This is a genomic window from Spirosoma endbachense (assembly GCF_010233585.1).
GTDB lineage: Bacteria > Bacteroidota > Bacteroidia > Cytophagales > Spirosomataceae > Spirosoma > Spirosoma endbachense.
This window is the reverse complement of the sequence record NZ_CP045997.1, coordinates 3,724,795-3,739,302: the sequence shown is the minus strand read 5'-3', so window position 1 is coordinate 3,739,302 and position 14,508 is coordinate 3,724,795. Positions and strand designations below refer to the sequence as shown.

Annotated in this window: 15 protein-coding genes; all 15 read left to right on the top strand. The window is 52.1% G+C overall.

Going from position 1 to position 14,508, the window contains the following annotated elements; all coding sequences use genetic code 11:
• The first annotated feature begins 26 nt into the window (after positions 1-26).
• The 15 genes from GJR95_RS14945 to GJR95_RS42525 all read left to right on the top strand — a co-directional run bounded on the left by GJR95_RS14945 (position 27) and on the right by GJR95_RS42525 (position 14,123).
• Positions 27-1,244: a beta-ketoacyl-[acyl-carrier-protein] synthase family protein gene (locus GJR95_RS14945; protein WP_162386628.1), complete on the top strand. Its 1,218-nt coding sequence runs from the start codon at positions 27-29 to the stop codon at positions 1,242-1,244.
• A 26-nt stretch (positions 1,245-1,270) separates the two neighbouring features.
• Positions 1,271-1,762: a 3-hydroxyacyl-ACP dehydratase FabZ family protein gene (locus tag GJR95_RS14940; protein ID WP_162386627.1), complete on the top strand. Its 492-nt coding sequence runs from the start codon at positions 1,271-1,273 to the stop codon at positions 1,760-1,762.
• 14 nt (positions 1,763-1,776) lie between these two features.
• Complete coding sequence (locus GJR95_RS14935) at positions 1,777-3,021, top strand: beta-ketoacyl synthase N-terminal-like domain-containing protein (RefSeq protein WP_162386626.1); 1,245 nt, start codon at positions 1,777-1,779, stop codon at positions 3,019-3,021.
• Positions 3,022-3,041: 20 nt separating this feature from the next.
• The gene (locus tag GJR95_RS14930) at positions 3,042-4,238 is read left to right on the top strand and encodes a lysophospholipid acyltransferase family protein (RefSeq protein ID WP_162386625.1); all 1,197 of its coding nucleotides are present in this window, start codon (positions 3,042-3,044) and stop codon (positions 4,236-4,238) included.
• Between the two features lie 37 nt (positions 4,239-4,275).
• The gene (locus tag GJR95_RS14925; RefSeq protein ID WP_162386624.1) at positions 4,276-6,882 is read left to right on the top strand and encodes a lantibiotic dehydratase; all 2,607 of its coding nucleotides are present in this window, start codon (positions 4,276-4,278) and stop codon (positions 6,880-6,882) included.
• A 50-nt stretch (positions 6,883-6,932) separates the two neighbouring features.
• Positions 6,933-7,346 carry a DUF2141 domain-containing protein gene (locus tag GJR95_RS14920; protein WP_162386623.1) on the top strand — a complete coding sequence of 138 codons (414 nt, stop codon included), beginning with the start codon at positions 6,933-6,935 and terminating at the stop codon, positions 7,344-7,346.
• A 10-nt stretch (positions 7,347-7,356) separates the two neighbouring features.
• Complete coding sequence (locus tag GJR95_RS14915) at positions 7,357-8,865, top strand: class I adenylate-forming enzyme family protein (protein WP_162386622.1); 1,509 nt, start codon at positions 7,357-7,359, stop codon at positions 8,863-8,865.
• 3 nt (positions 8,866-8,868) lie between these two features.
• A complete protein-coding gene (locus tag GJR95_RS14910; protein WP_162386621.1) occupies positions 8,869-9,495 on the top strand; it encodes a 4'-phosphopantetheinyl transferase family protein in 627 nt (208 codons plus the stop codon).
• A gap of 18 nt (positions 9,496-9,513) precedes the next feature.
• On the top strand, positions 9,514-10,257 hold the full coding sequence (locus tag GJR95_RS14905) for a thioesterase II family protein (RefSeq protein WP_162386620.1): 744 nt from the start codon (positions 9,514-9,516) through the stop codon (positions 10,255-10,257).
• Positions 10,238-12,565: a TonB-dependent receptor gene (locus tag GJR95_RS14900; RefSeq protein ID WP_162386619.1), complete on the top strand. Its 2,328-nt coding sequence runs from the start codon at positions 10,238-10,240 to the stop codon at positions 12,563-12,565. Before GJR95_RS14905 ends, GJR95_RS14900 begins: the two co-directional genes overlap by 20 nt.
• A 150-nt stretch (positions 12,566-12,715) precedes the next feature.
• Positions 12,716-13,003 carry an acyl carrier protein gene (locus tag GJR95_RS14895; RefSeq protein WP_162386618.1) on the top strand — a complete coding sequence of 96 codons (288 nt, stop codon included), beginning with the start codon at positions 12,716-12,718 and terminating at the stop codon, positions 13,001-13,003.
• A 164-nt stretch (positions 13,004-13,167) separates the two neighbouring features.
• A complete protein-coding gene (locus GJR95_RS42535) occupies positions 13,168-13,293 on the top strand; it encodes a hypothetical protein (RefSeq protein ID WP_262889785.1) in 126 nt (41 codons plus the stop codon).
• Between the two features lie 187 nt (positions 13,294-13,480).
• Complete coding sequence (locus tag GJR95_RS42530; protein WP_262889784.1) at positions 13,481-13,612, top strand: hypothetical protein; 132 nt, start codon at positions 13,481-13,483, stop codon at positions 13,610-13,612.
• 198 nt (positions 13,613-13,810) lie between these two features.
• Positions 13,811-13,960 carry a hypothetical protein gene (locus tag GJR95_RS14890; RefSeq protein ID WP_162386617.1) on the top strand — a complete coding sequence of 50 codons (150 nt, stop codon included), beginning with the start codon at positions 13,811-13,813 and terminating at the stop codon, positions 13,958-13,960.
• Positions 13,961-13,997: 37 nt separating this feature from the next.
• The gene (locus GJR95_RS42525) at positions 13,998-14,123 is read left to right on the top strand and encodes a hypothetical protein (RefSeq protein ID WP_262889783.1); all 126 of its coding nucleotides are present in this window, start codon (positions 13,998-14,000) and stop codon (positions 14,121-14,123) included.
• The last annotated feature ends 385 nt before the right edge of the window (positions 14,124-14,508 follow it).

Genomic DNA, 14,508 nt, shown 5'->3' with positions numbered 1-14,508 from the left:
CTTCATTTTCCTAAACCCTTACTTTTATGGAACGAGTTGTTGTTACTGGCATTGGCGTATGCTGCTCTATTGGCCAGACAAAAGATGAATTCAAGGATAGTGTCTACAACGGACGACTGGGGCTCAAACCCATCGATCCGAAACGCTTCCCGACAGATAGTGCATGCTATGCCAACAAGCAGGCTTGTGTACTCGACCAGGACCTGTATGCCGATATTGAAGCATCTGATGAAACCGTGCTAACCTACCTGGGCAATCGCGTTATTGCCGAAGCGCTGAATGACGCAAGTCTGGTGCCACAGGAGCTTAATCCTCACCGGGCGGGGCTGTTTGTAGCTACCACAATCGGCGGTTCGTATGCGTTCATGGATTTTACCAAAAAGCGAATCCAGGAAGGGATTGAGGTTGCTGATTATGAACTGCTCTTCAAGGCATCGACCCCCAACATAACGGGCTCTTTCATGCGGGCCTTAGGCTGGCGAGGGCCATCATCGACCATATCAACGGCCTGTGCGGCAGGTACAAACTCAATTGGCCGGGGATTTGATTTTGTGGCTGGAGGCCGGGTAGATGTAGCCGTTGCGGGTGGAATCGACATTTTTACCGAACTGAGTTTTGCGGGTTTCAATTCGCTTCAATCGCTGTCGAAGTCCATTTGCCAGCCGTTCGATAAAAACCGGGACGGCCTGACCCTGGGCGATGCGAGTGCCTTTGTCGTACTCGAAAGCCTGACTCATGCTCAGGAACGGGGCGCCCGTATCTACTGCGAACTAAAAGGGTATTCGGCCAATAATGAAGCACACCATCCAACGGCCCCAACACCCGATGGCAGCACGGCGTTCCTGACCATGAAACAGGCACTTCAGCATGGCAACATGACCGCCGACGAATTGGATTATATCAATGCGCATGGTACGGCAACCGGCGTCAACGACAGCATGGAACTGAACGGTATCGGACGATTGATGAATGACCGGCCTGTTTATATCAGTTCGACCAAGTCGATGATCGGTCATACACTGGGAGCGGCCGGGAGCATCGAATTCATCACTACGGCGCTGGGAATCTACCATAGTTTCGTGCCCCCTTCCTGCAACGTACAAACCACAATGGTCGCCGATGAAGGGCCAATCCGGCTTGTACAGAACCGTGCTATCGATCAGCCAATTCGAGCTGCTCTTTCCAATTCCTTTGGCTTTGGCGGCTGTATGGCCTCCATCGCACTCCGACGCTTCGATAACTGATTACGTACGCCAAGACCCTTTTCCTTATGACTTCAGTAACGCTATTTAATCAGATACAGGTCGATCAGATTCGTCCGCAGGATCTGCTGCCACACCGGCCACCCATGCTGCTCATCGATCGGTTGATCGATTACTCACCCGGTGTGTCGGTGCTGGCCGAAACGTTCGTAAAACCCGATACGATGTTTTTTCAGGGTCATTTTCCGGGAGAGCCTATTCTGCCTGGGGTGGTGCTGGTCGAAATGATGTTTCAGGCGTGCGGGATTTTCGGGCGGCTCGAAGCGCTCAACGCCGTGGATTTGAGTTCGATACAAAAAGACTATCGGCCCCGCTCCGGACGAGCCATAAAAATTGACAACATGACGTTCAACAAGCCCGTGTTGCCCAATGATACAGTACGTATCCAGTCCGTATTCGATCATAAAATGCTCAATTTCTCGGTCTTTAAAGCGCGCGTCGACATCGATGGCCGTGGCCTGGCCGCCAAGGGAATCGTTACGGTACTCATCAACTCTTAACTCCAACCCTGATCATGAAAACCAAACCATCTGTAGTGCTGACCGGGGGTGGAGTCCTGTCCGGTCTGGGTGTAGGTCTGGAGCCATTCTGGGACGCTCTGCGCCGGAATGAGTCGGCTGTCACGGTGAAAGATACCTGGAATGTTCCCGATCTGGCCACTAATGAAGCCATTTTCTACGCACCCTGCGCCGATTTTTCACTGACCGATCATGTCGGTAATTTACGCCCGCCATTTCCGCTTCGCTATTCGCAACTGGCCATGGTCGGCTGTCGACTGGCCATCGACAATGCCGGGCTGGATCTGACCGGACTCGTACCCGAGCAACTAGGTTTGATCCTGGATACAACGCTCAGCGCCAATGCCGCGGCCGAAGCCTTTTTGTATAAACTCTATACCGACGGCCCGTCTAAGGTAAGCCCTTTCGTATTCACCAAAACAACGACCAATTGTGCCCTCGGCGACGTAGCCCGTGCTTTTAAACTCAAAGGGCCCAGCTCGATCCTGCTCGGTGAGAACAGCGTTTGCTATGGGTATGATCTCATTCGGGATGGAAAAGCCGATGTGGTTATCTGCGGTGGTTTCGACGAAATCAGGGAGACTACGCTGCTGGCGAATCTGTATCGGGGCTACCTGCCTTCAGTAACCGACTCGTCGGGCCAGCGCCGGACGTTTGCCGAGAGTCTCCGCGATGAACAGGGCATCATTGTCTACGGCGAAGGGGCTGCGTTTGCGGTGCTCGAATCAGCCGAACACGCCCTGCGTCGGCAGGCTGCTGTACTGGCTGAAATCGTTAATTACCAGGTGTCGGGCGATACGTCCTACCGGGATTTTATCTACGAACGCAGTGCCGACGATCTGCTCGATCACCTGACCGAATTCTGCCAAAACAGCCAGATTGACCCATCGGGCGTCGATTTGTTCGTGGGTGGGGGAGGACTGCCCTGGCATATTCGCGACTACGAAACGCCCGCTATTCAGGATCTGTGGGCCGATAGCAGCTTGCCCGCTTATGCCAACATCAAAGGGCAAACGGGCGAAACCTTCAGTGCTTCGCCGATTATGTCATTGCTGGCCGGGGCCTTGTGTCTGCGCGACAATGTGGTTATTGGAACAGGTTACGAACCGGCGCAGGTTGGATTGCCTACCGTGGCTCCAAAACGCACAACCGACCGGGTTTTTGGCGCTGGCGCAACGGCCTTTGTTCATTCGCTGCACGTAGGCGGTAATGCCGTGACGCTGGCAATTCGTAAACCCTAAATCGTCCACTTGTTATGACCATGCAATCGTCTTTTTGGGAAACCTACGGCACCGCATTTCGGCAGACCTACGAACGGGCTTATCAGGAGGTAAGCGAACGCGAAAAGCAGAAGAAAAAAGCACACCAGCAAAAAGATCTGCATTTCCTGCGGGCCAATCTGAGCCATTTCTGCCCCGATGTTCCCGCCGAGCGACATGAAGCGATTTATTTCCGACTGCTGACGAATCACTGGCTGAGCGCCCGCAGTTTTCGCTACGTCGATTTTGGTTCGCTGGCTCACATGGGTATAAACGGTGATACCGATTTCCTGAAGCCGACCGATTCGCCCCGACCTTCGCGCATCTTCTGTACGTATCATCTGGGGGGCTATCGGGCCGTTCTGGCCATGCTGCTGAACGCGGGTTATCCGCTCACGCTGGTGATCGATAACCGCACGCTGAGAAGTCAGAAGGAGTACATCGAAAACATTTCGGCTCAGCTGAATCAATACAACCAGGCGTCGGCCTCAATCGACATGCTGGATGCCGAGAGTCCGGCCATTGGCCGGCAGATGGCCGGAGCTTTGCACAAAGGCCGATCAATTCTGATTTTTCTGGATGGTAATACGGGTGTTGGGGGCATTTATCAGCGCAATAACCGGCAGCTGCGGGTTTCATTCCTGAATAAGACCATCGTGTCACGAAGCGGAATTGCCACGCTGGCCCATGCGACCCGAACGCCTATCATTCCGATTATCTCGTATTACAAAACGGTGGATGGTGTCGAGATCCCATATTATGACTGCCTGCCCGCCATAGCACCTAAAGCTGTTCAGGCCGAGGTGTTTGTACGCGAAACAACCCAGCAACTGTATGACCTGCTGGCCGGCTATGTCCGGCGGTATGTCGATCAGTGGGAAAGCTGGTTTTACTTTCACAAATTCCTTGATTTTGATGCGCTGACGGCTACCTCGTCGGACGATGAACCCGTCGCGGATGCTCCGGTTACGGCCTTCCGATTCAACGAAGAACGGTACAGTCTTTTCAAAATAGAACAGACTGGCTACCTCTTCGACCGACAGACCTATCAGGCCTTTCCGCTGACCGACGATGCGTTTGACTGGTTGCACCAATTGGAACAGTCCAGCGATTCAACCTCCGCCGAGGGCGATTCAGCATCAGACGGTGCGTTTATCGATCACTGGTGGAGCCAGGGCGTGCTGCAATCGGCCGAGTAAAGCCTAACTCAATCGTACCCATATCCTCTCATCGCTCATGACCCGAACTATGCCTACTCCGAACAAGCCCAAGCTCCTGTCGCCGGTGCTGCTGCGCGTAGCCGGACTGTCTATCGATGTGCTCGACGGGCTGCGAGCACCCGTAATCACCCATCGGCTGCATCAGTATGAACATTGGCGTCGGCGGGTAGAAAGCCGCAAAGAACCCTTACTGGCTGCTTTGTTTGCGGTGATCGAGAAGCATTGTCCGCCCGGAAAACCGCAGCAGCAACTACAGCAATTACGTCGTGATCTGCACAATGATCGGGCAATTCGCCCTAAAGACATAACGCAGGCCCAACACTGGCTATCCGAATCGTTACTGAATCAATTGATAACGTATATCGATGATCGTAAGGCGCTGGAACGCTACATGAACACAACCGCGAAACTCTATCGTCTGCAGGCGATTCAGGGTCGGCAGCGTTTTCAGCAACTCGTCGGAAATGCAGCTTTTCAGCGGGGGCTGGCTTTGTCGAGCTTATCATTGCTCCGTCAGGTAGTGGCTTATCAACAGACGAATCCGGCCAGTTTTCGGAAGGATGATTTTCAGGTTGAAAACGGGCTGTTGCGCTATCTCTCGCGGGCGGCTACCAAAACCACACCCTACAGCACCCTAACCCATCTGGCCACAATACCCGTACATGCTGGCGAATCGCTGGACTGGAAAGCGGGCTCACCCCGTTCGCATGTGCGACTGTCGGTTCGGTTGTTGGGCGTATTCGACGCTATGCTACGAACAAACCGGCGGTTATATGAACAATGGCCTGTAATGGTGAACCCGAGTGTGTTGATTTCGGGAGAGGGCCTTAGCTACATCCGTCAGACGAATGGTCAGGTAGCCTGCGTTAAAATTTCCCTTAACCCCGTTCTCCGGTGGGTAACGTCGATGCGTCGCCCGGCGCGAACGTACAAGGATTGGGTCGATCGGATTCAACAAAAATTTCGATCAACAAGCCTGGAAGCACATCAATACATTGACAAACTGATTGAACTGGGCCTTTTGCAGCATCCATTGCCTGTGTCGGCGGCTGATGCTGACTGGGCGATACGGTTGCAGGACTGGCTGACTCAGTACCGATGGATGGCACCCAGGTTTGTCGATAGTCAGCTTAGTTTGATCCATGCCCTGCTGGCCACGGCCACAATGTTGCCAATGGCTACGCCCGGTCAGCGACTTTCGCTGTTATCGAAAGCACAGGGTGTGCTGGCAGAGCATATTGGGCAACTTCCAGCTCCACCAGCTCCTGATTTCTGGCCGCTGCGAGCCGAACAGTTATTTTTTGAAGACGTTACCCGTTCGCTTCAGGGGCATTTACCCAAGCCTGATGTAAAACGCCTGATTACCAGTGTTGATAGGTTGACGAGGCATATGGTGGAGGTTTGCACACCGCCTGCTTATTCCTTGGCAAACCTGTTCAAAACTACCTATCCGACAACCGAATCTGTACCCGTAACTACGTTCTTTGCGCATTACCTGAGCCAACCGGAATCGTTCCAGAAGAGCTCAGTAATTGCCCCTGATATTCGACAGCAATGGGAGCACTGGGCTGCTGAAGGGCTTCGTGCTGACACAATACAGCTACGAAGTGAATGGATTCCTGATTCGTCGGATACCCTACTCAGCCAGGCTGTTTTCTGGCAATCGTGGACCGATAGTCGAGGGCGACTTTGTGCCGCACTGAATGAATTAGCTGGCGGCTTTGGGCGCCTTTATGGGCGATTCCTGCCTTACTTTAACCATAGTCTGACGCACGAACTTGTCAAGACAAACCACAGTGCCACTCCTGCCGATTGTTTGCTTGTAGAAGCTACCGACGACCATTATCATAACGCAAACTTCCATCCGGCACTGGTTGAGGGATCTATTTTGACACCGGCGGGTCATGTACCACCTTCATCGGTACAAGCCATTCCGCTCAGCGACTTATCGGTACGCTTATCGGACGACGGCCAGCGGGTTGATCTCTGGCATGCACCAGGCCATAAGCGGGTGCAGGTTGTGGATATGGGCTTTCAGGCAGATCGGTCTCGCTTATATACGTTTCTGTGTCAGTTTGCTCCGTTGCCGGAGCTGAGTCTGACAGTGTTTAACTCGGTTATCAATGCGTGGTACGCTGAGCAAAAACCTGCCGGAACGATACGGATAGGACCGCGCATCGTGCTGGACCGCCGGTTGATCATTCAGCGAAAGACGTGGTGGTTACCCGTTGGGGCGGAGGCCGCGCTGCCCATCGAAGGTGATTCGTTTACTTTTTTTCGAGCCGCCCATAGCTGGCAACAACGATATCAGTTACCCGATGAAGTATTTGTCAGTTTACCCGATGCACCCAATCCCGATGACCACAAACCCCAGTACATCCGCTTCGACAATGCCTTGCTGGTGGATCTGTTTCGGCGATTAGTGCGGAAAGCCGTTACGGTAGGAGCCCTCCTGAAAGTGGTGGAAATGCGACCGACATCCGATGAGCTAATCCGTATCGAAGGGAAACGCTATGCGGTAGAAGCCGTGCCGCAATGGTATGCTCCGAAGCCTGTCAGCTCTGTTGTAGAACCGTTGCCCGGAGCGGCTATCAATCAGCCTTTAGTAACAGTGAATAATTGAATACAAACGTAACCCTGTTTTATTTTTTAATCCTTTAATCCCTGTTTAGTATGAAAAATGTACTCCTTGCCGCCACACTGCTGGCTGGCTCATTTGCCGCAAAAGCGCAACATCAGGCTAATGCACACACCGTGACGGTCAACGTGACCGACCTCAAAACGGAGAGTGGAGCTGTGTATGCGTCGCTTCAGGACCCTGGCCAGAAGGCTGTTCAGAAACAGACCGCGCTGGTTCAGAAAAACAACGCCCAACTCGTTTTCCAGAACGTTCCGCCGGGAACCTATGCCGTACGGTTGTTTCACGATGAGAACGATAACAAGAAAATGGATACGGGTATTTTCGGTATTCCGAAAGAAGGCTGGGGTGTTTCAAACAATGTAAAGGCCTCTTTTGGCCCTCCCAAATTTGACGCTATGCTTTTTACGGTCAATAGCGACAAGTCCATTACCATCCATATCAACTAATTTCACTCCTATGTCTGCTTATTCGCTGACAGACTCTCTGCCGATCTCCCCCCTCATGCCTAATCCCGCTTCGACCAGGAGCGGGGTAGGCGGGGAGACGCTGGCCAACGTGCTGCGAAGGCGACACGAGCGACATCCCGACAAAACGGCTCTTATCGAAGGAAAGCGCAGCCTGACGTATGCCGACATGTGGCAGCAGGTTAGCTACCAGCAGCGAATGCTAAAACGGGCTGGTGTTCAGCCCGCCGATGTGGTGGCTATCTGTTCGCCGAATAGCCTCGATATGAGTACGTTGTTTCTGGCTGTTTTGTCGCTGGGGGCAGTGCCGTTCGTGATTAACTATCGAATTGAGGTGCTGGGCGATTTGAGCCAGTTAAACATCGCCTGGTTTGCCGTACCTCGTAGTAGCCTTGCTATCCGAAAACAACTGGCTAGTGAGTCCTATATGACGCAACGGCCGTTCGATGCGGGATTCGATTTGTTCAGTAATAATTGTGCCACGAGTTCAACGCATGGCGATACGGCCCTGTTAGTGACCAGCTCGGGTAGCAGCGGAGCCGCCAAAGTCGTGCAGCTCACCAATGCCGGAACGCTTTTCAACATTCGGGCTAATGTGGATGCGCTAAAGCTACGTTCGGACGATGTAACCGCCATTGCCTTGCCCATGGGGTATTCGTACGGACTTATCGGCCAGTTTTTAAGCCATTTGTACGTTGGAGCGACCATTCTGCTGCTTGATACACTGTTTTTTCTGCACCAGATGGTCTGGCTCTTTGGACGCCATCGGGTTACGACCCTGTTCCTGGTGCCGCCGATGGTTCGCCAGTTGAATTACCTCCATGACCGGAAACTGTTGCCCGCCGATTTCTCGACCCTGCGATTCGTGGCGGTGGGTGGTAATCGCATCGAAACGACGGCAATTCATAAAGCGATGCAGGTTTTTGGTTGTCCGGTTGTAAAAACGTATGGCCTGGCCGAGGCTGGCCCTCGCGTTGCCACGCATCCTGTTCACCATCCGGCCGACCCGGACGTGGAATCAGTTGGACGACCCAATCAGGGCGTGCGTGTGCAGATCATTGATGACGAAGGAGGTGAGTTGTTGCCCGGTAACATCGGTACGGTTCGAATTCATAGTCCATCGGTCATGATGGGGTATTTTAATGCACCCGCCTGCCCTTCACATCGCCCCCATTCGACCATTACCACGAAGGACGTGGGTTACCTCGATTCGCAGGGCCGATTGTTTGTGCTGGGACGAAAAGGCGATCAGTTTCGGATCAATGAGCAAATCTACTGGTTCCGTGAAGTCGAAAATGTGCTGTATGCCCACTTTGCGTTCCTGAAAGTAGCGTTGCGGCATACCGACCAGCAGATTCATATTGGCGCCATTGCCATGCGGGATTATCCCGTACAGGAAACCGATGTCTATCAACGACTCCGCGACGCTTTTGGGTCACCCTGTGATCAACTGTTTGTGTTCACGTTAATGCGTACCAACACGCTTTTAAACGAAAAATAAGCTATGCCGTTATCTACTCTCTCTGTCTATTGGGCTGACCTTGCGGCTGAACATCGGTCTGAGGCTGACTTAGCCCGATTACCGGTCCCCGTGCGACCCTATCGCACGGCTCAGTCCCGGCAATTGTCGATGTTGAGTAAGTGGCTATTGCATTACGCGCTTCACCATCACCCGCCCCATCCCGATGAACCGCTGGTCAGTTTACGCTACCATGTGAATGGAAAACCTTATCTGTCAGATAGCCGCTATGCATTCAGTCTGTCGCATTCGGGGCAATTGGCTGCCTGCGTCATTGCCCCCCGCCGAGCCGTAGGAATCGACATTCAGAAACGGGTTCGGTTACGCCCTGGGGTCGAAGGATTATTTCTGTCAATGGCCGAGCGGGAGCTGATGACTGGCGAGGACGTACTGGCCCTGTGGTCGCAGAAAGAGGCCGCCTACAAGGCGCTTGGGCATGAACTGGATGCACGACTGACCGACTTTCAATTTGAGCATATTCAACAGCTTCGGTGTCGTGATGTAATCGTACGACTGACCCCGTTGCTGATTCAGCCAAACTACATTGGCTACGTTGCCTACGAAGCCAGCGATACGAACGACCACGTGACCGTACAACTCGAAAGCCTCTGATTTTATACCCCGTTGATTATGGAAGCCCTTCGTCTGTTCTGCTTTCCGTTTGCGGCCGGCAGCTGCTATTCGTACCAACCCCTGATCCGGCAGGCTCCGCCGGGTATCGTATGGATACCGCTTGATTATCCGGGTCGGGGTCGTCGGTTGTTTGAATCCTCGCTGGATACGCTCGATGCCGTAGCCGATGATCTGTTTCGGCGACTCAAAACACAACTGACAGGCCCGTTTGCCTTTTTTGGGCACAGTATGGGCAGTTTAATCGCCTATCGACTCAGCTGTCGGCTTCGGGCCGAAGGAATGACCCCGCCCCTGCATCTCTTTCTGTCGGGGCGGGGTGGGGCCAGCATTCCCGAAAAACAACGAAACGCAAAGAACATGACCCGCCAGGAGATCATTCAGGAAGTGCAGGATATGGATGGTGATGTGTCGGCTTTACTGAAAAATCCACGCTCGTTCGATCTGTACGAGAAAGTGTTGCGGGCCGATATGATGGCGCTTGAAAGCTACGATTATGCACAAACTGGCCCCGCCAGTCTGACCATTCCGGCAACTGTATTTATCGGCGAAAACGACATTTATACACTGGCGGAGGCCGCCCGCTGGCAGGAAGAGTTTACCGCACCGATTGATTTACATATTCTGCCAGGCGGCCATTTTTTTCTCTTCGACAATGCGCCGTTTATCCATCGGTGCGTACACGATGCGCTTGTCCCTTTTTCACTTTATCCAATGCAGCGACATGAAACCCTTTCTCCTTAACCTATGTCTGCTCTATGCCTCGCTCGTGAGCGTTTGTGCCCAGACAATTCAGGGAACGTTGTTTCAGGAACGAACTCAGCGGCCCATTGCCCATGCCGAAGTATTGCTGGCCAACGGATCAGACCAGCATGTCTTCTCCGACAGCACGGGTCACTACGTAATGGCAGTGCCCGAACCGGGTCGCTATCGGTTGTTGATCAAAGCCGAAGGATACCATCTTCAACTGATCGACAATGTGCTGGTAACTACCGGCAAGGAAACCGTGGCCGACGTTGTACTGACCGAATCGACTCAGCAGTTAGGGGAGGTAAACGTGCGGGGCAGCCGGCCAGCAACGGCCATTGCGAATGGTTATGTGTCGGTGAGCGGGCAGATAGTTGATCTGGAGCAAACGACGCGTTTTGCCGGAAGCCGCAATGACCCGTCGCGAATGGCCATGAATTTTGCCGGTGTGGTCGGTAATAACGACACACGAAACGATATTGTCGTCCGGGGAAATGCGCCGAATGGTCTTTTATGGCGAATCGAAGGTGTCGACGTGCCGAACCCGAACCACTTTGGTGCCATGGGCGCAACGGGCGGGCCCGTTCCGATCCTGAATAGTCAGACACTCCAGACATCGTCGTTTCTGACCGGAGCCTTTCCGGCCGCTTACGGGAATGCCTTATCTGGCGTGTTTGATCTTCAGCTGCGCAATGGAAACGAGCGCAAACGGGAATATACCTTTCAGGCTGGTTTTACGGGCTTTGAAGCTGGTGCTGAAGGGCCGCTTTCCAGAAAGAACAAGTCGAGTTACCTGGTTCATTACCGGTACAGTGTGCTGGGGCTACTCAGTAAAATCGGGGTTCGGTTCGGAACGGGTACGTCGGCTCCTCAATACCAGGATCTGACTGTTAAACTGAACTTTTCGATAGCTAAAGGTCATACACTCAGCATTTTTGGTGTCGGTGGGAAAAACGGAACAGTCTTCGATAATACGGTTAGCGCCTACAGCGATGCAGGTACCTATAACGACTATCGAACGGCAATGGGCGTGATAGGAGCAACCTATAACAGCCAGCTAACCACCCAGACAACGTTTCGTCTGGCAACTGCTTTTACAGGGACACAGGTCGCGAATCGCTATGACACGCTCGGTCGGGATGATGCCCTGCACGCAAACTACCGCGATCGGTCGCACTACACAAAAGCCACGGCTCATGCTCAACTGACGCACCGGTATTCGATGCAGAGTAGCCTGCTGGCTGGCGTGATTGCTTCCAACTACTGGTTTTCGTTTCACGACAGCACCCAGCTGGCGTCGGGTATGAAGTCACTACGTAATGCCGATGCGTCGGCACAGACCTACCAGGGCTACCTTCAGTGGCAATATACGCCTACCGATCGACTGACGCTTAATGTAGGGCTGCATGCTACGCACCTGAGCCTGAATCAGCACGGAGTTGTTGAACCAAGAGCGGGGCTTCAGTATCAACTTACGCCTAAAACAACGCTCAGTGCTGGTGTGGGCAATTTCAGCCGGATGCAGGACTGGATGCTGTATTTTAACGAACCAACCGCCGATAATCAGGTGGGTCGTTTGCCGAATCAGTCGCTTGGGTTCTCAAAAAGTCGGCAGGCCGTACTGGGCTGGACCCAACGCATAGGCACCGACTGGCTCCTGAAAGCAGAGACATATTACCAATATTTATACGACATCCCGATCGACCAGAAGCCATCGTATTATTCTGCGCTGAACGAAGGGGCCTCGTTTTTTACAACCAACCGAACGGGCCTGATCAACGCCGGAACCGGACGAAATTATGGCGCTGAGCTAACCGTCGAAAAGCCTTTTAGCAAACAGTATTACCTGCTCTCGACACTATCCATGTTCAACAGTCAATATCGAACCTTGCTGGGTGAATGGAATTCGACGGCTTTTGCCAATCGGTTTGTCTGGAATGCGCTGGGAGGTTATGAATGGACGGTTGGCTCCCGCAATTCGCTGGCTATCGATATTCGAAATACCCTGGCTGGCGGCCGACGGTACACCCCGATCGATCTGGCCCGTTCGCAGGAAATGAACACGACCGTTTTTGACGAACAGCGACCCTTTGCCGGACAATTGCCGGTCTACAGTCGAACAGATATCAAGCTTACGTACCGGCGTAACAAGCCCAGGGCCACCTTCGAATGGTCGATTGATATACAGAATGCATTTAACCATTCGAATGCTTACCAGATGCTTTACAGTAGCCAGTTGAATTCATTGGCGTATTCGTTGCAAATGGGTCGTTATTTTGTTGTTAATCAGCGGATTGTATTTTGATTTTGCTTGCTGTTATAGCTTATAACCTACGCAATTAAAGCAGTCCATTAGGTTTTTGATTCGGAGCCATTTAGCCGCCAACTTTGTCTCAGTAATTAATTCACAAACAAGCCAAAACATATTGTTTCACCCCTTTAACTCTTTTCAATTATGTCAGCTTTAGCAAACATCCAGGGCCGTATCCGTGAAATCGTAATCGATGTATTACAAGCCGATGGTGAGCTTGTCGAACTAACCAACGAAACCCCTTTCTTCGGCACTGAAGATCATCCGGGCGTTATTCAGGACTCACTGGCTATTCTGGAGATTGCCTCCCGCCTGGCCGAAGAATTTGGCCTGATGCCTTCTGATTTAGGTGAAGAAGCTTTCCAAAACCTGGATACGCTGAGTGAGCAGGTTGCTCGCAAAGTTCAGGAGAATGCACTGGCCGTCGTCTAGTTTACGCGACCAGTTTAAGCCCGAACGGACTTATCGTATAGCGGTATCCGTTCGTTAATCGAAGAACTAAAAAAAGACGCTGTGCACGGCGGGAAGGCAGTCGCGAACCTTTCATTTAGTTATCTATATATTTTTCATTTTATCACCCTGTTTCACTTATTATCATGAGCGCACAAGTTTCTACCCCAGCCCTGTCAATTGTTGAACTCGAAGAGCGTTTCGAAACCACCGTAGCAGCCGCCGATTCAGCCCGTTGCAGCGGCAACACGGTCACTGTTTCAGCAGTTTAGTTCGTGTAGCAGATCTGCCCTGGGAGGCATTCCAAAAACGATCCATGCACAGTCCGCACCGACTTAACCAACGCCTAGTCGTGCACTTCGGGACTTGTTTTTCGAATCTGCCAGCAAATGAAATCTGCGTTTCAATGGTCTTTAATCAGTATCAATCGAACAGTTTCTCCCTAAATCAAACTCTGTCATGAACTCACAACTTTCTACCTCAGCTCTGTCAATCGTTGAACTCGAAGAGCGTTTTGAAACGACCGTTGCCGCTGCTGACAGCGAGCGTTGCAGCAATAACACGGTTAAAGTTCCCGTTGTAGCTGCCTGATCGCCAGGCGGGTAATTACGCCAGATAGACAGCTATCAGCGGTTCATCCATCAACTGGCCTGGCACTCTCCAACGAACGTAGTGCCACTCTGGACTTGTCTGTTAGCATACATTCTGAGCAAGCTATTACCCCTTTAGGCTGCCTGCACTGGATTTTTTCAGATACCGAGTTGCCAAACTTTCGTAAAGAACAAAACTATGAACACGAAAATCTTCGCCCCGGCTCTCTCGATTGTTGAACTCGAAGAGCGTTTCGAAACGACCGTTGCGGCCGCCGATACCGATCGTTGCAGTGGCAATACCGTTAAGGTAAATGCGCCAGTCCCGCCCGATGGTGTAGTCTACTAAGACAGACTCCCTAATCCGTACGATTTATCGGAAAATCATGGAGAATTTACCCGTTTATCACGACGAATCGCTAACGATTGTTGAGCTCGAAGATCGCTTCGAAATGACCGTTGCCGCACTCGATTCAGCCCGGTGCAGCAACAACAGTCTCCGGTCCCTTTAGGACGTATTTACCGCTATAATTCACTTTCAATTTTTTCACTTTTCAAATTAAATCAATCATGAACAACACAGCACCCCAAGCCGAATCATTGACAATTGTTGAACTCGAAGAGCGTTTCGAAACCACTGTAGCAGCCGCTGATTCAGCTCGTTGCAGCGACAACAACGTCCAGGTATAGGGTTATTGGGTCAACTGATTTTCAACTACAATTTTTTCACTTTTCAAATTCAAATCAATCATGAACAACACAACTTCTCCAGCCAAATCTCTGACAATCGTTGAACTCGAAGAGCGTTTCGAAACCACAGCAGCTGCTGCCGATGCTGGCCGTTGCAGTGGCAACACGGTCGAAGTATAGCCTAAGGCAATTATCAGTTGATTTCCC

Bases quoted from the DNA above. Each gene is read 5' to 3' on its own strand.
- GJR95_RS14945 (WP_162386628.1), top strand. From the start codon at position 27: ATGGAACGAGTTGTTGTTACTGGCATTGGCGTATGCTGCTCTATTGGC.
- GJR95_RS14940 (WP_162386627.1), top strand. From the start codon at position 1,271: ATGACTTCAGTAACGCTATTTAATCAGATACAGGTCGATCAGATTCGT.
- GJR95_RS14935 (WP_162386626.1), top strand. From the start codon at position 1,777: ATGAAAACCAAACCATCTGTAGTGCTGACCGGGGGTGGAGTCCTGTCC.
- GJR95_RS14930 (WP_162386625.1), top strand. From the start codon at position 3,042: ATGCAATCGTCTTTTTGGGAAACCTACGGCACCGCATTTCGGCAGACC.
- GJR95_RS14925 (WP_162386624.1), top strand. From the start codon at position 4,276: ATGACCCGAACTATGCCTACTCCGAACAAGCCCAAGCTCCTGTCGCCG.
- GJR95_RS14920 (WP_162386623.1), top strand. From the start codon at position 6,933: ATGAAAAATGTACTCCTTGCCGCCACACTGCTGGCTGGCTCATTTGCC.
- GJR95_RS14915 (WP_162386622.1), top strand. From the start codon at position 7,357: ATGTCTGCTTATTCGCTGACAGACTCTCTGCCGATCTCCCCCCTCATG.
- GJR95_RS14910 (WP_162386621.1), top strand. From the start codon at position 8,869: ATGCCGTTATCTACTCTCTCTGTCTATTGGGCTGACCTTGCGGCTGAA.
- GJR95_RS14905 (WP_162386620.1), top strand. From the start codon at position 9,514: ATGGAAGCCCTTCGTCTGTTCTGCTTTCCGTTTGCGGCCGGCAGCTGC.
- GJR95_RS14900 (WP_162386619.1), top strand. From the start codon at position 10,238: ATGAAACCCTTTCTCCTTAACCTATGTCTGCTCTATGCCTCGCTCGTG.
- GJR95_RS14895 (WP_162386618.1), top strand. From the start codon at position 12,716: ATGTCAGCTTTAGCAAACATCCAGGGCCGTATCCGTGAAATCGTAATC.
- GJR95_RS42535 (WP_262889785.1), top strand. From the start codon at position 13,168: ATGAGCGCACAAGTTTCTACCCCAGCCCTGTCAATTGTTGAACTCGAA.
- GJR95_RS42530 (WP_262889784.1), top strand. From the start codon at position 13,481: ATGAACTCACAACTTTCTACCTCAGCTCTGTCAATCGTTGAACTCGAA.
- GJR95_RS14890 (WP_162386617.1), top strand. From the start codon at position 13,811: ATGAACACGAAAATCTTCGCCCCGGCTCTCTCGATTGTTGAACTCGAA.
- GJR95_RS42525 (WP_262889783.1), top strand. From the start codon at position 13,998: ATGGAGAATTTACCCGTTTATCACGACGAATCGCTAACGATTGTTGAG.